This is a genomic window from Nonomuraea sp. CA-141351 (assembly GCF_050944675.1).
Classification (GTDB): domain Bacteria; phylum Actinomycetota; class Actinomycetes; order Streptosporangiales; family Streptosporangiaceae; genus Nonomuraea.
Genome location: NZ_CP191982.1, coordinates 10003766 through 10022249, shown reverse-complemented (window position 1 = coordinate 10022249; position 18484 = coordinate 10003766). Strand labels below are relative to the sequence as shown.

Annotated in this window: 16 protein-coding genes and 2 pseudogenes; 4 read left to right on the top strand and 14 right to left on the bottom strand. The window is 68.7% G+C overall.

Features of this window, described 5'->3' with window-relative positions:
* Window positions 1-210: 210 nt before the first annotated feature.
* On the bottom strand, window positions 211-2064 hold the full coding sequence (locus ACQPWU_RS47015; RefSeq protein ID WP_433432593.1) for an extracellular catalytic domain type 1 short-chain-length polyhydroxyalkanoate depolymerase: 1854 nt from the start codon (window positions 2062-2064) through the stop codon (window positions 211-213).
* A 299-nt stretch (window positions 2065-2363) separates the two neighbouring features.
* Here ACQPWU_RS47015 and ACQPWU_RS47010 point away from each other — a divergent pair, with 299 nt between their 5' ends.
* Both ACQPWU_RS47010 and ACQPWU_RS47005 read left to right on the top strand, forming a co-directional pair.
* Window positions 2364-2780, top strand: a complete 417-nt coding sequence (locus ACQPWU_RS47010) for a MarR family winged helix-turn-helix transcriptional regulator (RefSeq protein ID WP_433432591.1) — start codon at window positions 2364-2366, stop codon at window positions 2778-2780.
* A gap of 45 nt (window positions 2781-2825) precedes the next feature.
* On the top strand, window positions 2826-3104 hold the full coding sequence (locus ACQPWU_RS47005) for a hypothetical protein (protein WP_433432589.1): 279 nt from the start codon (window positions 2826-2828) through the stop codon (window positions 3102-3104).
* 77 nt (window positions 3105-3181) lie between these two features.
* Here ACQPWU_RS47005 and ACQPWU_RS47000 read toward each other — a convergent pair whose 3' ends face one another.
* The 11 genes from ACQPWU_RS47000 to ACQPWU_RS46950 all read right to left on the bottom strand — a co-directional run bounded on the left by ACQPWU_RS47000 (window position 3182) and on the right by ACQPWU_RS46950 (window position 15924).
* Window positions 3182-4192 (bottom strand): C-terminal binding protein, encoded by a 1011-nt coding sequence (locus ACQPWU_RS47000; protein WP_433432587.1) that lies wholly within the window; start codon window positions 4190-4192, stop codon window positions 3182-3184.
* Complete coding sequence (locus tag ACQPWU_RS46995) at window positions 4179-5978, bottom strand: IlvD/Edd family dehydratase (protein WP_433432585.1); 1800 nt, start codon at window positions 5976-5978, stop codon at window positions 4179-4181. Before ACQPWU_RS46995 ends, ACQPWU_RS47000 begins: the two co-directional genes overlap by 14 nt.
* Window positions 5978-7375 (bottom strand): glucose-6-phosphate dehydrogenase, encoded by a 1398-nt coding sequence (locus ACQPWU_RS46990; RefSeq protein WP_433432583.1) that lies wholly within the window; start codon window positions 7373-7375, stop codon window positions 5978-5980. The genes ACQPWU_RS46995 and ACQPWU_RS46990 overlap by 1 nt, the downstream gene beginning before the upstream one ends.
* A complete protein-coding gene (locus ACQPWU_RS46985; protein WP_433432581.1) occupies window positions 7372-9201 on the bottom strand; it encodes a glycoside hydrolase family 15 protein in 1830 nt (609 codons plus the stop codon). Before ACQPWU_RS46985 ends, ACQPWU_RS46990 begins: the two co-directional genes overlap by 4 nt.
* A 63-nt stretch (window positions 9202-9264) precedes the next feature.
* Window positions 9265-10338 carry an NAD(P)-dependent alcohol dehydrogenase gene (locus tag ACQPWU_RS46980; RefSeq protein WP_433432579.1) on the bottom strand — a complete coding sequence of 358 codons (1074 nt, stop codon included), beginning with the start codon at window positions 10336-10338 and terminating at the stop codon, window positions 9265-9267.
* A gap of 179 nt (window positions 10339-10517) precedes the next feature.
* Window positions 10518-10724 carry an LLM class flavin-dependent oxidoreductase gene (locus ACQPWU_RS46975; protein ID WP_433445458.1) on the bottom strand — a complete coding sequence of 69 codons (207 nt, stop codon included), beginning with the start codon at window positions 10722-10724 and terminating at the stop codon, window positions 10518-10520.
* 165 nt (window positions 10725-10889) lie between these two features.
* On the bottom strand, window positions 10890-11087 hold the full coding sequence (locus ACQPWU_RS46970; RefSeq protein WP_433432578.1) for a hypothetical protein: 198 nt from the start codon (window positions 11085-11087) through the stop codon (window positions 10890-10892).
* A gap of 171 nt (window positions 11088-11258) precedes the next feature.
* Window positions 11259-13718 carry an FtsX-like permease family protein gene (locus ACQPWU_RS46965; RefSeq protein WP_433432576.1) on the bottom strand — a complete coding sequence of 820 codons (2460 nt, stop codon included), beginning with the start codon at window positions 13716-13718 and terminating at the stop codon, window positions 11259-11261.
* The gene (locus tag ACQPWU_RS46960; protein ID WP_433432574.1) at window positions 13718-14422 is read right to left on the bottom strand and encodes an ABC transporter ATP-binding protein; all 705 of its coding nucleotides are present in this window, start codon (window positions 14420-14422) and stop codon (window positions 13718-13720) included. The genes ACQPWU_RS46965 and ACQPWU_RS46960 overlap by 1 nt, the downstream gene beginning before the upstream one ends.
* 286 nt (window positions 14423-14708) lie before the next feature.
* The gene (locus ACQPWU_RS46955) at window positions 14709-14933 is read right to left on the bottom strand and encodes a hypothetical protein (protein WP_433432572.1); all 225 of its coding nucleotides are present in this window, start codon (window positions 14931-14933) and stop codon (window positions 14709-14711) included.
* 607 nt (window positions 14934-15540) lie between these two features.
* Window positions 15541-15924 (bottom strand): winged helix-turn-helix transcriptional regulator, encoded by a 384-nt coding sequence (locus tag ACQPWU_RS46950; protein WP_433432571.1) that lies wholly within the window; start codon window positions 15922-15924, stop codon window positions 15541-15543.
* A gap of 123 nt (window positions 15925-16047) precedes the next feature.
* Between ACQPWU_RS46950 and ACQPWU_RS46945 the strand changes: the two genes are divergently transcribed.
* Window positions 16048-16878: an enoyl-CoA hydratase/isomerase family protein gene (locus tag ACQPWU_RS46945; protein WP_433432569.1), complete on the top strand. Its 831-nt coding sequence runs from the start codon at window positions 16048-16050 to the stop codon at window positions 16876-16878.
* Between the two features lie 503 nt (window positions 16879-17381).
* A pseudogene (locus tag ACQPWU_RS46940) lies at window positions 17382-17588 on the top strand (aldehyde dehydrogenase family protein); the annotation flags it as partial.
* 27 nt (window positions 17589-17615) lie between these two features.
* Here ACQPWU_RS46940 and ACQPWU_RS46935 read toward each other — a convergent pair.
* Together ACQPWU_RS46935 and ACQPWU_RS46930 are read right to left on the bottom strand one after the other, a co-directional pair.
* Window positions 17616-17777: pseudogene (locus tag ACQPWU_RS46935) on the bottom strand (transposase); the annotation flags it as partial.
* Between the two features lie 74 nt (window positions 17778-17851).
* Entirely contained in the window at window positions 17852-18376 is a 525-nt protein-coding gene (locus ACQPWU_RS46930; protein ID WP_433432567.1) for an NUDIX domain-containing protein, read from the bottom strand.
* Between the last annotated feature and the right edge of the window lie 108 nt (window positions 18377-18484).

The window sequence follows — 18484 nt, the reverse complement described above, 5'->3', positions numbered from 1 at the left end:
GCCACGGGGGCTTTCGTCCCATAACCCATTGTGTCGCGCGAGTGTTCGTGATCGAGCGATCGAGCTGGCTCGCGCGGGATTTCGGTCGCCCGGCCCTGCCGCAGCACGATGGCGGTACGCAGCCGGTTCTCCCGCCGGCGCGGATTCCTTGATCACGGCCCGGTCCCACCTGTCAATGACGGGGCCGTGATCAGGGAAGCGCGCTGATGGTCAGGCGCAGGTGTAGCCGGACGGCAGGGCGGTGTTGCCGTCGGGCCTGCTCGCTTGGAAGCCGAAGCTGGTGGTGCTGGCTCCCGGCGCGAGCGTGCCGTTGTGGCTGACACTTCTGACCGTGACGGTCTGGCCGCTGCTGGTGACGGTGGCGTTCCACGAGCCGGTCAGGGTGTGCCCGGCCGGCAGGGTGAAGGTGACGGTCCAGCTGGTGATCGTCGAGGTGCTGGTGTTGGTGATGGTCAGCGGCTGGATCACATACCCGTTGCCCCACTGGGACTGCACGGTCGGGGTGGCCGAGCAGGCACCGGTCGTGCCTCCCTGCGTGGTGATCTGGACGGTGTTGGAGACCGGTGAGACGTTACCGGCGGCATCGCGCGCCCGGACCTGGTAGCGGTAGGTGGTGTTCGTAGCCAGGCCCGTGTCGGTGAACGAGGTCGTGGCCGAGGTGCCGATCTGGGTGAACGTGCCGCCCATCGCGCCGGGAGCGCGCAGGATCTCATAGCCGGTCACACCGGTGTCGTCAGTGGAGGCCGTCCAGGTCAGGCTGGTGCCGGTTGTGGTGGTGCCCGAGGCGGTGAGCCCGGCGGGGGCGGTCGGCGGCGTGGTGTCGCCTCCGGTGGCGGCCGTGGTGAAGGTGGCCGGCGCGGAGTTGCCCGACAGGTTGCCCGCGCCGTCACGCGCCCGTACGTACACCTGGTACTGGGTGTTGGCACTCAGCCCGGTCAAGGTGATCGAGGTGGTGGTGGACTGGCCAAGCTGCGGATCGGTGGCGCCCTGCTCCCGGTAGACGTTGTAGCCGGCCAAGCCGGAGCCGCCCTGGTCGGTGGACGCGGTCCAGGTCAGCGTGGCACTGGAGGCGGTCACGTCGGACGCGACCGGGGTGCCTGGCGTGCTCGGCGGCGTGGTGTCGGTCGGACTGGTGGTCAAGCCGAAGAACTCGATGGCGTAGAGGGCCATACCGCTCTGCGGAAGAGCATGCCCGGCGCCCTGGATGCTGTACGCCTCCACCTGCACGGTGCCGGACAGATTGGCGTACCGGCTGCGGGTCCAGTTTGCCTGCGGGGCGTCGGTGCTGGTCGGGGTCTGGCTCAGCCCGAACACATTGGTCCACTGCTCGATCGACTCTCGCAGCAGCGAGTAGGGCACGAGGGTGTCGCTGGTGCCGTGCCACAGTTGCATGCGCGGGCGGGGGCCGGAGTATCCCGGGTACGCCTGGCGGACCGCATCGCCCCACTGCTGGGGTGTTCGGTCCATGCTCCCTCCGGTGCACCTGCTGCTTCCGGGCGGATAGTCGGAGGCGCCGGCGAAGCAGTTGAAGGGCACACCCATGAAGGAGGCCCCTGCCTTGAACACGTCCGGGTAGATGGCGAGCATGTGCTGGGTCATCATGCCGCCGGACGAGCTTCCAGTGGCGTAGACCCGGTTCGGGTCTCCCTGATAGTTCCGCTCGACATAGTCGATCATTGAGGCGATCGAGACCGGATCGCTGCCGCCGCCGCGCTGCTTGGCCGCATCCGACCAGGTGTCGAAGCAGTTGCCGAACCCTGCCGACTGCGTGGCGGTCGGGTAGATGACGATGAAGCCGTATCGATCCGCCAGCGAGGCGAACTCACTGCCCTGGTAGAAGCCGGGACCGGAGCCGCCGCAGCCATGCATCGCAACCACGATCGCCGGCGAGGCCGGGTGCGAGTCCGGCACATAGACGTGCATCCGCATGTTGCCCGGGTTGTTGCCGAAGCTGGTCACCTCCACCAGAGTGGCGGCGACGGCCGGCGATCCGAGTACCACGGTCATGACGGCAAAGAGCGCCGCGGCGCAGGCACCAGCCAGCACCGTGGTCAATCGTCTCATTCGCGCTCCTCCTCTCCATATCCGCGGCGCGCCGCGGATCGGTCCGCCGCGTATTGACGTCGGTCGCTGGAAAATAGAAGGGCCACGATCCACCGTCAATGCACGCTTGGTGCGCATGCCCGCCAGTTCACTTGGCAGAGAGCCGTTTTCCCTGCTTATCAAGTAACTTGCTATCAAGATCCTTGATATGGGTGTGGGAAACTTACATTGGAGCCCGTTCTGATGGGGCGCGATATCGTCTCCTGGTGACCGATCCGGGTGTCCCCGCGGCCGCTGCGCCGGACGCACCGCCGCCCCGTGTGAGCTACCTGGTGTTCCGGCTGGAACGCCGCATCCGCGCCTGCCTGGATGAAGCGCTCGCCCGGCACGGCATGACGACCACCGAATACATGGCACTCAGCGAGCTGCGCCTGCGCGACGCCCCGTCCTCGGCCGACCTGGCCCGCATCGCCTTCGTCACCCCGCAGGCGATGAACCTGGTCATCCGCGATCTCGAACAACGCGGCCTGATCCGCCGCGACCCGCATCCCCGTGGCGGCCGCGCTCTGCGCACCCGCCTTACCCCGAAAGGCTTGAGCACCCTCCGGCGATGCGACCGCTCCCTCGACAGCATCGAAGCCGTCATGCTCGCCGAGATCGACGACCCGGACCGCACGACACTCGCGGAAGCGCTCACGCTGTGCGCCCGAGCCCTCCATCCGGGCATGCGGCCCTGATCCCAGTCCTTCGCTCGCAGAAGCCCGTGCGGTGCCAAAACGCGGATGCTGATGCTGAGCTGGGCGTTTGTAGGGTGGTCAGGCTGCCCTGTGGTACTCGCTGATCAGCTCAGTGACAGTCCTTTGACGGTGGATTCAGGCGGTCATGTCGATCACTTCGCGGGGGTCGTGTATCGGCGGGTGGAGCGAACGGCCCTGATGGGGGCGATGCTGGTTGAAATGGTGTTCATACTCGGTCAGAACGGTACGCAGGTGCCGTTCACCGCAGATGATCAGGTGGTCGAGGCATTCGCGCCGCCCGGATCTGTGGGAGCCGTGAGGTGAAATCCCTCCCGGCGACCCGACCAGTGTTGCAGGACCTGCTTCCTCGCCAGATCCCATCCCGCATAGGGGCTCCTGGCTCAGGGACGGGAACCGGCCGGCACCTCGTTGACCGGGTAACGGGCCGGTTGTCCGGTCAGGACCCGTACGGCCTCTTCGGCGGCGATGCGGCGCACCGTGGTGATGGCCTCCTCGGAGTAGTAGGCGGCGTGGGGGGTGATGATCACGTTGGGCAGCGTGAAGAGGGGGTTGCGTGGGTGCCAGCCGCGTTGCTTCGCAGGTTCCTCCTCAAGGTCGTCCAGCGCCGCGCCCGCGATCCATCCCTCGGTGAGAGCCTGGTGGATCGCCGTGTCCTCCACGATCGGGCCGCGTGCGGTGTTGATGAGGAGGGCGGTCGGCTTCATCCTGCGAAGCGTCGCACGGTCGAAGGTGTGATGTGTCTGCGGGGTGAGCGGCGCCTGGATCACCAGGTAGTCGGAGCCTTCCAGGAGTTCGTCGAAGGACACCGGCCGCGCTTGGTGCGATCGGATCTCGGTCTCGTCCAGAAACGGATCGTGCGCCCAGACCTCGACGCCGAACGCTTTCGCGCGTTCGGCGATGAGCCGTGCGATGGCGCCGAAGGACAACAGCCCGAACACCTGGCCCCTCAGCCGCCAGATCGGCTCTCCGCTCTGCCACTGCCATGTGCCCTGCCGGGTCGCTCGGTCGTATTGGCAGATCTTGCGGGCGGCGGCGAGCCAGAGCGCGACGGCGTGATCGGCGACCTCGTCGGCGCACCACTCGTTCGGCGCGTTCGTGACCTGGATGCCCCGTCGGGTGGCGGCGGTGACGTCGACGATGTCCACGCCCGTGCCATAGCGGGCGATCACCCGGCAACGGGTGAACGCGTCGATGGCGCGGGAACCGACCCGCGCGTACTGGGTCAGGACGCCGTCGACGTCCCGGCCCTTTTCGATCACCTCGTCCTCGCTCTTGCACTGTGCGGCGAGGAGCTCGAATCCGGCCCCCTCGACGACGGCGCGTTCGATGTCCACGTCGCCGAAGTCGGAGTCGGCGATCAGGATCGTGCCTTTGGCGTCAGTGCGAGTCACGGGGAATCCCCTTGGTGTGTACGAGATCCTGGTAGGGCACGGCGAGCTCCAAGCAGCCTCCGCTGTCCAGCTGCCCCACGGTGGAGCGGTAGATCTCCTGCCACGGTGTCTGGTTGTCGAACGCGACCGGCGTGTACTGGGCCCATCGCGCGGTGATCTCCTCGTCGGGCAGGAGGACGTCGACACGCGCGTTGTCCAGGTCGATACGGATCCGGTCGCCGGTGCGCAGGATGGCGAGGTTGCCGCCGGCCGCGGCCTCGGGGCTGGCGTTCACAATGGACGGTGCGTCTGAGGTGCCGCTCTGGCGGCCGTCACCGAGTGTGGGCAGCGTCGTGATGCCCAGGTGGAGCAGCGCGGGGGGCACCTCCATATTTACGACCTCGGCCGATCCCGGGTAGCCGATCGGCCCGGTGTAGCGGATGACGAGGATGCAGTTCTCGTCCAGGCCCAGCTCGGGGTCTTCGATGCGGGCGTGGTAGTCCTCGGGGCCATCGAAGACGATGGCGCGGAGGTCGAACACCTGCGGGTCATCGGGATGCGGCAGGTGGCGGGCGCGGAAGTCGTCGGTGATGACCGAGGTCTTCATGACCGCGGAATCGAAGAGGTTACCGGTCATGATGAGAAGTCCACCGTGCGCGGCGACAGGCTCGTCGAAGGGGCGGATGACCGTCGTGTCGGCGGGCGGGGCGTCGGCCAGGTTCTCGGCCACGGTACGTCCGGAGACGGTCATGGCGTCGCCGTGCAGGTGCCCTGCTGTCAACAACGACCGCATGACGGCGGGGACACCGCCGGCGCGGTAGAAGTCCTCGCCGAGGAACTCCCCTGCGGGGGCGACGTTCGCCAGTATCGGGATGTCGGCTCCGATTCCTTGCCAATCCTGGATGGACAGCGGCACCCCGACGTGGCGAGCGATGGCGTTGATGTGGATGGGCACGTTGGTCGAGGCGGCGATGGCGGAGGCGACGATGATCGCGTTCTCGAAAGCCTGCCGGGTCATGATCTTGCGCGGCGTGAGGTCCTCGCGCACGAGGGCTACCGCCCGGCGGCCTGTGTCGTAGGCCATCTGCGCTCGCCGGCGGTAGGGGGCGGGGATCGCCGCGCAGCCTGGCAGGGACATCCCCAGTGCCTCGGCCAGGCTGTTCATCGACAGCGCGGTGCCCATCGTGTTGCAGTGACCGATGCTGGGCGCGGAAGCGGCCACGCGCGCCATGAACTCGTCGTAGTCGATCTGCCCGCTCGCGAGCAGCCGCTTCGACTGCCAGATCACCAGTCCCGAGCCTGACGAGCCGATCCGCCGGCCATGGTGATAGCCGTTGAGCATCGGCCCTCCGGACAGGACTATCGCGGGGATGTTCACCGTGGCCGCCGCGGTCAGGCACGCGGGCGTGGTCTTGTCACAGCCTGTCGTCAGGACCACCCCGTCGAGTGGATATCCGTAGAGCACCTCGACCAGTCCGAGGTAGGCGAGGTTGCGATCCAGGGCGGCGGTCGGACGCTTGCCGGTCTCCTGCAGCGGGTGGACGGGGAACTCCAAAGGGATGCCACCGCCGTCGCGGATACCGTCCTTGACCCGGTCGGCGAGGGCGAGGTGGTGGCGGTTGCACGGAACGAGATCGCTACCCGTCTGGGCGATGCCGATGATCGGCCGGCCCGACTGGAGTTCCCCCGGGGTCAGCCCGAAGTTGAGGTAGCGCTCGAGATACAGAGCCGTCATCTCCGGATTGCCGGCGTTGTCCCACCAGAGCTGGCTGCGCAGGCCGCCTGGGGTGCGCTCCGTCGATGGCATCAGGTACTCCTCACTGGTCCGCCCGGGCTTGACCCACCAGGGCGGGCAGGCCCGTACGATCCGGCCGGATATTCGAGAAGCGGGACCAGGTCCCTGGACCAGGCCGACATGACGGGTGCGAGAACCCGCCAGGACTCCTCGGCCTCGTCGCCGCGGATGGACAGGGCGGCGTTGCCGTGCAGGACGTCCAGCAGCAGCCGGCCGTAGGCAGGCAGGTCGGGGGCCTCCAACTGCGCGGTGAGGGTGAGCGGGGCAAGGGTGCGCCCGTCAGGGCCGACGCCGGTCAGCGCGAGGGTCATGCCCTCCGGCTCCAGCCCGAAGCGCAGCACGTTGGACGCGCCTTGCTCGCTGTCGCCGAAGGGCAGGTGAGGTACGGGCCGGAACCGTACCGCGACCTCTTTGCGGTCCTGTCCGAGCGCCTTGCCGGTGCGGAGCCGGAAGATCGTTCCGGACCAACGCCAGCTTTCGAGTTCCAGCTCTACCTCGGCGAAGGTCTCGGTACCTCGTAGTCGGTCCACGCCTTCTTCCTCGACGTAGGGCGGAACGTCCCGGTCACCGATGCGGCCGGCCAGGTAACGGGCGCGGCGGGTACGGTGCACGACGTCGTCGTCCGTCAGACGGCGTACCGAGCGCAGCACGTCGAGCTTCCGATCGCGCAGGTCACGCTCGCCGAGGCTGAGCGGTGGTTCCATGGCCACCAGGCACAGCACCTGGAGCAGGTGGTTCTGCAGCATGTCCTTCAGCGCCCCGGCGCCGTCGTAGTAGCCCGCCCTGCCTTCCAATGTCAGGGTCTCGTCCCAGACGATCTCCACCTCCGAGATGTGCGCGCTGTTCCAGATGGGCTCCAGCACACGGTTGGCCAGCCGGCTGCCGAGCACGTTCTGGACGGTCGTCATGGCCAGGAAGTGGTCGACACGGAACACCGCTTGCTCCGGCACGACCTCCGACAACAACCGATTCAGCGCCACAGCACTGTCAAGATCTTCGCCGAACGGCTTCTCCAGCACGATCCGGCTGCCCGGTGTCAGGCCCGCGCCGCGCAGAGCGGCCACCGTGCCAGGAAAGATCGCTGGAGGGAGGGCGAGGTAGACGGCGATGGGACCGTCGCCGTCGATGGCCGGGGCGACGTCGGTGACGTCGGTGGCGTCGGCCTGCAGGTAACGGGCGGAGTCGGCGATCGCCTTCCTGGCGCCGGCGGGTGAGGAGTCGCCGTGCCGGTCGAGTTGATCGGCTGCCCAGCGCCGGAATCGCTCGCCGGTCCAGTCCGCCCTGTCGGCGCAGGTCAGCTGGAACCGGTTGCCGAGATGCCCGGCCGCCTGCAGGGCGGCCAGGGCCGGGAGCAGGTAACGCGCGTTGAGATCGCCTGTGGCGCCGAAGATGACGAGCCGGTTGATCATGCCGTCATGCCTGCTTTCGCTCGTGCGAGACCGACGCCGGCGGCGATGACTCCGATGTGGCTGAACGCCTGGGGGAAGTTGCCCATGAACGTGCCCGTCGACGGGTCGATCTGCTCCGGCAGCAGTCCGAGCGGGCTGGCCCGGGCGCACAGTGAGGCGTACAGTTCCTCGGCTTGTTCGATGTGGCCTTGCAGGGCGAGGTTCTCGACCAGCCAGAAACTGCACAGCAGGAAGGCGCCCTCGTCACCGGGCAGGCCGTCGGGTGAGCGGTCGTGGAGGTAGCGGTAGAGCAGGCCGCCGCCGGCCGACAGGCGTTCGGCGATGGCCTTGGTGGTGGCCGCCATCCGCGGGTGGTCGGCCGGGATGACCTTCCGCAGCGGAAGTGCGAGCAGGCTGGCGTCCAGGCCGCCGCCGCCGTCGAGGTGCTCGCTCAGGCTCTGTGCGTCCTCGTTCCAGGACTGGTCCAGGATGAGCTGGCGCAACTTGCCGGCTGTGGCGCGCCACGTCGTGGTCTGCCCGGGCAGGCCGAGCCGCTCACCGATCGCCGCGGCCCGGTCCAGAGCCACCTGGCACATTCCGGCGGAGTAGGTGAAGACCCGCCCCTCGCTGCGTACCTCCCAGATGCCCTGATCCGGCTGCCGCCACGCGCTCACGGCGGTTTCGGCCAGCTTCGCCAGGCCGGACCAGAGCGCGGGCTGGATCTCACCCCCGGAGCGCAGCCACTGGTCGGCGCAGTCCAGCACCTCGCCGTAGACGTCGTGCTGGCGCTGGTCGGCCGCGCCGTTACCCCATCGCACCGGAGCGGAGCGCCGGTAGCCTTCCAGCTCGGCGTCCTGGATCTCCTCGGGTACGGGGTCGCCGCGGAGGCTGTACATGATCCGCGGCTGACGGCTCTGTTCGAAGGCGTCGAGGATCCAGCCGAGGTAGGCGTCGGCCTCGCCGTCGAACCCGATGCGGCGCAGTGCGAACACGGCGAAGGCGGCATCCCGGATCCAGGTGTAGCGGTAGTCCCAGTTGCGGACGCCGCCGATCGGCGCGGGCAAGGAGGACGTGGGGGCGGCGACCAGCGAGCCGTTGACCCAGTCGTCGCACAGTTTCAACGTGATCGCGGCGCGGCGGACCAGCGATTCCTCCGGGCCGCTGTAGCGGCAGTTCCTCATCCAGCGGCGCCAGGCCTCGGCGGTTTCCCGCAGCATCGCCTCAGGGTCGAAGCGGTGGTGGCGGTGGATGCGGCCCCAGGACAGGACCAGATCGAGACGGTCGCCCTGTTCCAGTTCGTGCACGGTGTGCAGGCCGGTCAGGGGGCGATTGGAGCGTAGATGCAGGCGCAGGTCCGGCCGCCGGGAAGCCCGCACTTCGAGGCCGCTGCTCAGGACGCGGGTCTGTCCACCACCGCGGGGCCGCAGCTCCGCCCGCAGGCGGACTGTTCCCTCCAGCACGAGAGCGCAGCGGACGAGCTCCGCCCGGCTCGCGCCCGCGTCGTCGGTGAGGTCGGCGCCGGTGCGCAGGGCCAGCGCATCGGTGATCCTGACCAGGCCGGTCGGGCTGCGCAATTCGGTCACCAGCACCGCGGTGTCCGGCTCATAGCGTTGCCGGGCCTCCAGCAGGTCCTCCACCGTCAGCGTGAAATGTCCGCCTTGTGCGTGATCCAGCAGGCCACAGAACAGCGGGTCGCTGTCGAAGCGGGGCAGGCACAGCCACGGGATCGAACCGTCCAGGCCGACCAGCGCCGCCGTCATGCCGTCCCCGATGAGGCCGAGATCCTCCAGCGGCAGGTAGCCCTCCCGTCGGCGAACCGGGCGGAACGGTGGATCGGGATCAAGCATGCCGGGCTCCTCTTCCGTCGTACGGCGCGCTCCTTACGGGGCGAACGTCGCCCCGTGGCGGTGCTAGAAGGTGATCAGGACCTTCACGACATCCTCGAGTTTCTTGTCCGATATCTCGAAGGCCCGCTCCATCTCATCGAAGCGGAACGTATGGGTCGTCATATGGGTTGGATCGACCCGCTTGGTCGCCAGAATGCGCAGCAGGCGTTCCATACGCAGCCGGCCGCCTGGGCACAGCCCCGTTGTGATCGTCTTGTCGGCCATTCCGACACCCCACTCGACGCGGGGAATACGCACGAATTCGCCTTCCCCGTAATAACCGGTGTTGGAGACCGTCCCGCCGGGCCTGGTGATTTTGATGGCGGTCTGGAAGGTCGCGTCCGCGCCGAGCGCTTCGATGGCGGTGTCCACTCCCTGTCCCTGGGTCAGTTCGAGGATCCGTTCGACGACGTCCTCCCGGGTGAAGTCCACGATTTCGTCCGCGCCGTAGGTCTGCGCGAGCTTCTTGCGGCGGGGGACCGATTCGACCCCGATGACGAGGCCGGCGCCGCAGAGCCTGGCTCCCGCGGTCGCCATGAGCCCCACCGGGCCCTGAGCCAGAACGGCCACCGTCCCGCCCATCGGGATATGACCGTTCTCCGCGCCCATGAAGCCGGTCGAGAGCATGTCGGAGCAGTAGGCCGCCATCTCGTCGGTGACCCCTTCGGGTATCTTCGCCATGTTGGCGTCGGCCTCGTTGACATGGAAATATTCGGCGAAAACCCCGTCCTTGGAATTCGCGAACTTGAACCCGCCGAGCGGCCCGCCGGACTGCGACGGATGCCCGTTCTGAGAGGCGAGATCGCCCCAGTCAGGGGTGATGGCGCCGACCAGAACACGATCGCCGGGCCGGAAGATCCGCACCTCGTCTCCGACCTCGTGCACCACACCGACCCCCTCGTGCCCGAGCGTCAGATTCTCCCGGGGCCCGATGCCGCCGTTGACCGTGTGGGAATCCGACGTGCAGATCAGGGCACTGGTCGTTCGTACAACGGCGTCCAACGGGCCCGGCCGGGGCACGGGCTTGTCCATGAAGCCGACGCGCCCGATCTCCTTCATCACGAACGCCTTCATGGTTCCCCCGGTCCGTCCCGCCATGATCACTCCCCGAACGCCGCCTGTGTCGCCCCCAACACCCCGGCGACACTGCTGATGTCTGGCCTTCCCCTGACACGGGTGCGGAAGCGAGGCTCCAGCAAGGACCATCCTTTATGTAGACAAAGGATCCATGACAGGACGGTCAGCGCCTGCGCGGCCAGGGCGAAGGGGTGCCGGGATTAGGCGGGGACCACCGCCGTGCCGAGCTCGATCCCAAGTGTCTGGCGCCCGGCCACAGCCAGGGTGGTCGGCGCGTCCCGGCCGGTGCGCTGGCCCAGCCACACCCCGGCGAAGCCGGCCTTGGCCGCGGATGGTGCTGGCCTGCGGCTTGACGGGCTCCGTCCGCGTAGACAAGATCGCGTCTTGTGCTTGTTCGCCTGCTGTATCTGATCACGCTGCGAGTGGTCGGCTGGTTGATGTTACTGGGCCGCAGCCTGCCACAGCGGCTTCTGGGCCTCGAGTGCACGGATGACCGGGTGCCCCGCGTCGGCCTCGCCACTTGACGGCGCCGGCCGCGATCAGGCGCGAGTTGCGGCTCGGCGGCCTTGCCGTCACCCCTGTTCCTGCTCGCCCTCGGCCGCCGCCTCGGTCAGGGTCTTGTGCACGACGACAGCCTCGGCATACCGCCAGGCGGCTACATCGACAGCGGCGTCAAGAAGCCGGTAGACCGGGTCCGGTGAGACGGGGAACCTCTCCCACCGGCCCGACATGGCCCTGCGGGTCAGCCGTGAGGACGGCCGGTCGCGCATCGGCTGGGTGTCCGCGTACCGCTGCAGACTCGTCGACTTGACCAGCTTGGACTTCCGGTGGGGACCGCTCAGGTTTGCGGCTGAGGTCAGATAGGAGTTCAGGGCCCGTACACGGTGCCGCGCTTGGCCGGCGGTCTTCAGCAGCCGCCGGCCAAGCGATTGACGAGGGGTTCAGTCGAGGGAGAGCCCTGCGGCCGGAGTCACCCCGGCGGCCCGGCGTGCCGGGAGAACAGCGGCGAGGAGTCCGGCCAGGGCGGCGGTGAGGACGACGGCGACGAGTGATGGCCAGGGGATGTGCATGATGGCCCGGGTGAGGGCCCGCTTCACGACCGTCTCGTAGCCGACCCACGCGAAGCCGACACCGATCGTGGTGCCGAGTAGGGTGGCCACCACCGACATCAGCACCGCCTCGGCCGCCAGCATCCGCCGCAGCTGCCTGCGGGTGAGCCCGAGCGCGCGCAGCAGCGCGTGTTCGCGGGCGCGTTCGAGGACGGAGAGCCCCAGGGTGTTCGCGATCCCGATCAGAGCGATAGCCACGGAGATGCCGAGCAGGCCGAGCACCGACCAGGTGAGGATGTCCCGCTCCCGGTTCGCCACCGCCTGGGCCTGCAGCTGGTCCTCGAGCTCCGCGCTGGCCGCATCCGCCAGCCCGTCCAGATCGTCGACGAGCTCGAGCGGGTTGGCGCCTGCGGCGGCGCGGACCCAGATGACGTGCGGTTCGGGGGCGTCGATGAGCTGCGCCAGGGTCTCGGGCGCGACCACGCCGGCCCGGCCCCAGCCGGAGAGGGAGATGACCCGCAGCTGGGCTTGGCGATCGCCGACACGAACCGTGACCTGGTCACCGGGCCGGATGCTCGGGTCCACGAAGGCGTCCAGGTCGAGCCTGATTGTCCCGGGCTGCTCCACCTGGGCGAACCTCCCGCCGTCGCGGGCCACCTGCGCCGCGTCCGATGCGGTGAGGACCGGTAGCGGTTTGTCGAACCCGGTGACCTGGGCCACGGCGCCGTCCACGGCGATGGCTCGCTCCACACCGGGAGTGCGACGTACCCGGTCGAGGAGGTCGGTGGTGATCGGCTCGTCGAGCGAGGTGAGCGCGGCGTCGATGGGGTGATGCCTGTCGTTCACCTCGTCCATCGCCGCACGCCACGTGGCCATCCCGGTGAGCACGGCGGTCGTGAGGGTGACCCCGACCAGCAGGGCTGCGGTGGTGGCCGCGGTCCGGCGCGGGTTGCGCACGGCGTTCTCGATCGCCAGCCGCCCGGCCGGGCCGAGCAGCACCCCGGTGACCCGGACCAGGCGGGGCACGAGCACCGGCCCGACCAGCAGGATGCCGGTGAACACCGATGCTCCGCCGGCCACCATGAACAGCGTGCTGTCCCGGATCATCGCCATTCCGAGCAGGGCAAGCCCGGTGACCAACAGCAGCGCGGCGAGCGCCAGCCGCGCCCGGCCGGTGGCGGTGTGCACGACCGCGGCCTGCGGGCGCAGCGCCGCCAGCGGGCTCACCGCGACCACCTGCCGGGCCGGCAGCCAGGACGCGACCATGGTGACGAGCAGGCCGACGCCGAACCCGCCCAGCAGCCAGGGCACAGGCGGGGCGGGGGCGGCCATGGGGGTGGTGGGCGCGAGGGCGTTGATCACGGGAAGCAGGCCGTAGCCGAGTCCGATACCGATCAGCGTCCCGGTCAGTGACGCGAGCACGCCGACGGCGGCGGCCTCCCGGCGTACCGAACCCAGCACCTGCCGCCGGGTCGCGCCGACGCAGCGCAGCAGTGCGAAGTCGCGCAGGCGTTGCGCGAACAGGATGGAGAACGTGTTCGCGACGACCAGGACCGAGACCACGATCGCCACGCCGGCGAACAGCAGCAGCATCAACGCGATCATGTCCGTGTCGTTGTTGAGCCCGGCCAGGCCGTCCCTGACGTACTTGTCCGCCGACGTGACCTTCATGCCTTCCGGGAGCGGACCCACTTCCCCGCGCACCGCCACACTGCCCACGTGGAAGGTGGGTTGGTCGCGCCACTGCCGGTACTGCGGCCACGTGACGTACATCGAGGCCTGGGTCCAGGTGGTGGGGGACACCACGATGCCGACCACTTCCAGGTCGGTCGCGGTGGCGCCCTCGCCGACCCGGATCCGGTCGCCGACCGCGACATCTTGGGCCTGCGCGTCCCACACGTGCATCACCGCCTCGCCCGTGCGTGCCGGGAAGCGGCCCGAGACGAGCTTCTGCCAGCGCAGGTCCTCCGCGGCGGCGATCGGCCCCACGGTCGTCTGGCCCCGGACCTCGCCCGAGCCGAGCGGGGCGCCGCCTTCTCGGTGCGCCGGCAGGGCGACCCGGCCCAGCCCGGATGCGTTGTCGCCGAGGCGGTCGATGAGCTCGAGCGCGTCCGACGTGTCCAGGGTTCCGGGGCAACACGATGGGCCCCGCTCGGGTCCGTCCTCGGGCGCGTCGACAACGTAGTCGGCGCCGCGGTACGGCGCCCCGGCGTTCTCCATGAATCCGGCGCGTGCCCCGGACGTGAGCACACCGATCACGACGACGAAGGCGACAGAGGCGGTCACCGCGATCGCCGCTGCGATGTACCTGCGGGTGTGGGTGCGCAGCGACGCGAGGAAGACGGTGCGCATCAGGCGATCCGCCCGTCCTGCATGGTGACCACGTCGTCGGCGTAGGTCGCCGCGTCCCGCTCGTGGGTGACCATCACCACGGTCTGGCCGAGCTCGCGCACCGACCGGCGCAGGTGGTCCAGCACCTCCGCCGACGTGGTGCTGTCCAGGTTTCCGGTGGGCTCGTCGGCGAACAGCAGGTCCGGCTGGGTGATCAGGGCCCGGGCGATCGCGACCCGCTGCTGCTGGCCGCCGGACAGCTCTGCGGGCCGGTGGCCGAGCCTGTCGGCCACGCCGAGGGTATCGGCGAGCGTGTGCGCGCGCTCCCGCGCGGCGTCGTCGATCCGGCGACCGCCCAGCTCGAGCGGGAGCACGATGTTCTGGAGCGCGGTGAGCATCGGCAGCAGGTTGAACGACTGGAACACGAAGCCGATGTGCTCGCGGCGGAAGATCGTGAGCGCGTCGTCGTCGAGTGATCCGAGGTCGGTGCCGGCCACGGTGACGGTGCCGCCGCTGGCCTGGTCGAGTCCGGCCAGGCAGTGCATCAGCGTGGACTTGCCCGATCCACTCGGCCCCATGATCGCGGTGAACCTGCCTCGTGGGAGGTCGAGGTCGATGCCGCGCAGGGCATGCACCTGGGCATCGCCTTGGCCGTAGGTCTTGGTCAGGTCCCGCGCGCTGGCGGCCAGGGTCTCCTGAGTGGCCTGCTGGGTGGTGGTCGTCATGGCAAAGAGGCTTTCGGTCGACGGGGCTGGGATATGCCGAGCGTGCTGGTCACTTCGTTGTCGTGGAGGCGGTAGAGGTCGTAGCGGGCGCCGTGTTCCTCCAGCCAGCGCGTGCCTTCGTGGGGGCGCATGTCCAGCGCGGGGGGATTCCGCCGGTGGCAGCACGAGCGTTCGTGCCGAGGCCGGGGAACCGGAGTGGCGCACCTCCTCCTCGAACATCTGTTGCTGGACATGGGATCGCGGTATCCCGAGGTGAGGCCGATGAGCTGGCCGTGACGCAGAGCGCCTAGGTACGCGCCGCGGTGAACGTCGCCATGGCACCGTCGGCGAGCCCGGTGAGGTCCTCGGCGGGGAACTGCATCCCCAACGCCCAGCGGCAGGTCAGTTCGCGGGCGCGGCCGGGATGGCGGGCGACCGCCACGGGCAGCAGGAGCACGGCGAGCACCACCGTGACCACGGCGAACAGCCGGTCTCGGGGCCGAGGTCGGAGGGTGCGTGGTTCGTTCATCATGACTACGGTGGACGCCGAATGTCCGCGCGTTGTATGCCGCATGTCACCGTTTATCGACGGCGGCCACCGTCGGCGTGACCGTGACATAGCCATGACACGGCGCGGACGAGGCGGTGACACGGCCGGCGACAGTGGATGGGGATTGACCGGCGGGCGAGTCACGGAGCGTGCTGTGATACTCGGTGGCGTGTCGCGAGTGTTGTTGATCGAGGATGACCCGGCCGTGCGGGAGGGCCTTGCTTGCCGGCCTGGTCAGCGAGACGTACCCCGTTCCGCTCGGAAATACGGTTTACTGCTGTGAGCTGGGGTTTCGCCGCATGATCAGGGCAGCGGCTGCGACCATCGCGACGTGGTGTTGTCGCTCTACCGATTGGTGCGGTGCTGGTCCGCGCTGACCTGTCCAAGGACGTTGAGCTGCTGGTGCTCCGTCACGAGAACCAGGTCCTCCGCAGTCAGCTCGGTGGCTGACCGCGGTGGAGTCACGCTGACCTGCCTTCACAAAGGAGACCAGGCGGAATCGGGGGACGGTCGCTGATACGTGCCGTGGTCGCGCTCGCCACCCGTGACGCTCCAGAACTCGCGCGTGCGGGGCGTGCACATCAAGTGCTCAGCTCTGAATGCGTCGGTCGTACTCCAATTGATGCCTTTGGATTTCGTCCGCGTTGTCGACCGTCCAGTCGTACAACCGGCCGAACGGCTCGCGCAGCGATTCGCCGAGCGGTGTGAGTGAGTACTGGACCCCGACCGGCGAGGTGGGTAGCACGTGGCGCGTGATCATCCCGTTGCGCTCCAGGCGGCGCAGGGTCTGGGTCAGGACGCGCTGGGTGACGCCCTCAAGGCGGCGCTTGATCTCGTTGAACCGCCTGGGCTCGTTGAGGACCGCCATCACCATCATCGACCACTTGTCGGCGATCTGGTCGAGGATGGGGCGGCTGGGGCAGTCGGCCCGGTAGACGATGTCCGCTGAGGTGCCGGCTTCGGGAATGGCCATATCGGTATCCTTCGCGATCCTTGAGATGCCGAAAGTGCGTTATTGACGGCTGGTCGCCCGCCGCCGCATCGTAAGTATGCATCGGGAACCTAGGTGCATACCAGATACAGATCGGGAATCTCCATGAACGACGCCTACACGACCCTGCGGGTGAGCCGCGAAGCCGGCATCGCCCGCGTCACTTTCGACAATCCACCTGTCAACGTCTTGGATGTCGCCCTGATGGGCGACCTTCGGCGCCTGCTGACCGCGCTGCGGGATGACGACTCGGTTCGGGTCATCGTGTTCGACAGCGCCAATCCTGAGTTCTTCATCGCCCACGTCGACATGTCGCTTGGTGACACGCCGGACGCGTTGGACAAGTTCGTGCAAGACCTTCCGGATGGTGTCAACGTTTTCCAGGCCTTGGGGGAACTGCTGCGGCACCAGCCTCAGGTGACCATCGTCAAGCTCGCCGGGATGGCGCGCGGCGGCGGGGCGGAGTTCGTCGCCTCCGCGGACATGACGTTCGCGGCGATCGGCCGGGCTGGGATCGGCCAGATCGAAGCCCTCATGGGCATCGTGCCCGGCGGAGGGGGCACGCAGTATCTCGCCACCAGGGTCGGCCGCAACCGCGCGCTGGAGGCGGTGCTGAGTGCCGACCTGTACGACGCCAGGACCGCGGAGCGCTACGGCTGGGTCAACCGGGCCGTCCCCGCCGATGAACTCGACGACGTCGTCGACCGGCTCGCCCGCAACATCGCCGCCTTGCCCGAGGGCGTGATCGCAGCGGCCAAGCGCGCCATCCTGCCGGAGGACCTGGCCGAGGGGCTCCTGCGGGAGAACGACGCCTGGACGGGACAGATCATTCGCCCTGCGGCCACAGAGCTGATCCGCGACGGACTGGCCCACGGCGCCCAGACGCCCGACGGCGAACGCGATCTGGAGGGCCTCCTCCGGCGACTGGCCGGTTAGGACCTGGAGGAGGGGCCCCACGCAAACACTTCCACAGGATCACCACTCGGTGTCTTCGACACCCTGCGGGGCTCAATTACAGGATTCGGCCTCTGACCTGCTGGTTCTGGGGTGCGTTAGCTGGCGATCCGGCACTCGTGGATGAGGCCGCCGAGGGGGGCTCGGTGGTTGGCCAGGTCGAGTGGGGTTGGCGGTTCGGTTTCGGCTTGTGATGGGCTTAACGGTCCGATGCCGCGCCGGGGCTTCAGCGTGTCCTGCGAACTCACAGGTCAGACGTAGTGACTGAACATTCGAACCCCACAGGCCCCTTGACGCGCCCGCCCTGGTGTTGGAACCCCGGTGCCTCCCACGACCGGCATCGGTGGGTGCCGGACGGTACGGGACCTACACGCGGTGGAGGACGTCACCCACCGCGGCCAGCGACAGCGTCTTGTAGCCGACCGAGTCGAACAGCACGGTGATCCGGTCATGTTCGCGGCGCCTCCAGTGAAGAGGCGTACAGCGTGCCGGGCGGCCAGCTCAACTACGTCACCCGCAAGCCGATCGGCGTGGCCGGCCTGATCACGCCATGGAACACGCCGTTCATGCTGGAGACCTGGAAGCTGGCGCCCGCGCTGGCGTCGGGATGCACGCTGGTGCTCAAGCCCGCGGAGTGGTCGCCGCTCAGCGCCTCGGCGCTCCCCGAGATCATGGAGGAGGCGGGCGTACCCGCCGGAGTTTTCAACATCGTGCACGGCATCGGCGGGGAGGCTCTCCCGCCACTGGCCACCGCTGCGGAACCGCCAGATCACACCCTCGAACTGCTCACGAAGCCGACGCGGGTAGGGGCCGTAGCGGCCGACCGGCAAGAACGGCTCGACCAACTCCCACTCGCTGTCGCTCAGTTCGCGTCGCAGCAGCGTTCTACCAGCGTCAACACCGGGCGCGGCCCGAAAACCGCAAGACGACAGCACAGAACCAGGCGCGGCCACACTCACCAGGCAGGGGGACCCGATCTCAGAAGCTTCACGTACTGTCGGATGCGCAGCACGTCATCGGGGAAGCAGCTGTTCCAGCCCTGGTCCAGCCGCATCCAGGCCGCGGGCTGCCCGTCCTCCGCGATCAGTGGCTGTTCCGGGTCGCCGATCGCGGCATAGGAGAGGGACAGCGTCACCGGCAAACCCGGGCCGAATGACCGCACCGCCACCGCGGCGGGCCGCTCCAACAACCGTGGCCGCAGCCCAGTCTCCTCGGCCAGTTCCCGGGCCGCGCCATCACGCGGACACTCTCCGGGCTCAACCTTGCCACCTGGCGGGACCAGCCCGCGCCACGGATGCCTGACCAGCACGATCTGCTCCAGGGCTGTATCCAGGACCCACACCTCGGCGCCCAACGGCTCCACGGCGCCAACCAGCGCAGAGCGCAACCAGGCCCTGGCCCGGTCGAACTCCAGCGTCGCGCTCCCGGCGTCAGCGACGGCAGCATCAAGCGGACGCTGCTCAAACACGCTACGGATCATTGCGACAGGCTATAGACCGCCACCGACACCACCGGGCTGCAGCGGTCGGCCGCAGCAATGGCCGTCGCCGCGGCGGCCGCGCACACCGCCACGCCACATCGAACAATC

What these genes read in the sequence shown, in the direction of transcription:
- ACQPWU_RS47015 (WP_433432593.1), bottom strand. Translation starts at nt 2,064, where the DNA reads ATGAGACGATTGACCACGGTGCTGGCTGGTGCCTGCGCCGCGGCGCTC.
- ACQPWU_RS46955 (WP_433432572.1), bottom strand. Translation starts at nt 14,933, where the DNA reads ATGATGAACGAACCACGCACCCTCCGACCTCGGCCCCGAGACCGGCTG.
- ACQPWU_RS46965 (WP_433432576.1), bottom strand. Translation starts at nt 13,718, where the DNA reads ATGCGCACCGTCTTCCTCGCGTCGCTGCGCACCCACACCCGCAGGTAC.
- ACQPWU_RS46980 (WP_433432579.1), bottom strand. Translation starts at nt 10,338, where the DNA reads ATGGCGGGACGGACCGGGGGAACCATGAAGGCGTTCGTGATGAAGGAG.
- ACQPWU_RS47005 (WP_433432589.1), top strand. Translation starts at nt 2,826, where the DNA reads ATGCTGATGCTGAGCTGGGCGTTTGTAGGGTGGTCAGGCTGCCCTGTG.
- ACQPWU_RS46960 (WP_433432574.1), bottom strand. Translation starts at nt 14,422, where the DNA reads ATGACGACCACCACCCAGCAGGCCACTCAGGAGACCCTGGCCGCCAGC.
- ACQPWU_RS46990 (WP_433432583.1), bottom strand. Translation starts at nt 7,375, where the DNA reads ATGATCAACCGGCTCGTCATCTTCGGCGCCACAGGCGATCTCAACGCG.
- ACQPWU_RS46930 (WP_433432567.1), bottom strand. Translation starts at nt 18,376, where the DNA reads ATGATCCGTAGCGTGTTTGAGCAGCGTCCGCTTGATGCTGCCGTCGCT.
- ACQPWU_RS46945 (WP_433432569.1), top strand. Translation starts at nt 16,048, where the DNA reads ATGAACGACGCCTACACGACCCTGCGGGTGAGCCGCGAAGCCGGCATC.
- ACQPWU_RS46985 (WP_433432581.1), bottom strand. Translation starts at nt 9,201, where the DNA reads ATGCTTGATCCCGATCCACCGTTCCGCCCGGTTCGCCGACGGGAGGGC.
- ACQPWU_RS46950 (WP_433432571.1), bottom strand. Translation starts at nt 15,924, where the DNA reads ATGGCCATTCCCGAAGCCGGCACCTCAGCGGACATCGTCTACCGGGCC.
- ACQPWU_RS46970 (WP_433432578.1), bottom strand. Translation starts at nt 11,087, where the DNA reads ATGCGCGACCGGCCGTCCTCACGGCTGACCCGCAGGGCCATGTCGGGC.
- ACQPWU_RS46995 (WP_433432585.1), bottom strand. Translation starts at nt 5,978, where the DNA reads ATGCCATCGACGGAGCGCACCCCAGGCGGCCTGCGCAGCCAGCTCTGG.